The sequence below is a fragment of the Thermus thalpophilus genome (genome assembly GCF_022760915.1).
Classification (GTDB): domain Bacteria; phylum Deinococcota; class Deinococci; order Deinococcales; family Thermaceae; genus Thermus; species Thermus thalpophilus.
The window spans coordinates 1-277 of the sequence record NZ_JAKTNS010000157.1; the positions used below are offsets into that span (position 1 = coordinate 1).

Annotated in this window: 1 pseudogene; it reads left to right on the plus strand. The window is 67.9% G+C overall.

Going from position 1 to position 277, the window contains the following annotated elements:
• Positions 1 to 277: pseudogene (locus tag L0D17_RS13425) on the plus strand (IS481 family transposase); the annotation flags it as partial.

Here is a 277-nt window from a genome sequence, read left to right on the forward strand (position 1 = left end):
ATCTGGGTGAGGTTGCGGAAGGAGGGGTTTGGGGTAAGCGAGCGGACCGTGGGGCGGGTTCTGGCCTACTTGGAGGGCCAGGGACGGGTGGAGGGGGTAGCCTCCTACCTGGCCCGAAGAGGGCGGGGGAAGGGGAGGCGGAAGCCTAGGCGGCCCTACGCCCAGAGGAGGCCGAAGGGATACGAGGTTGAGGGGCCTGGGTACCTGGTGCAGGTGGATACCCTGAGGGTGAGGCTGGGTCCTGGGGAGGAGGTGCGGCACTTCTCCGCCATAGACC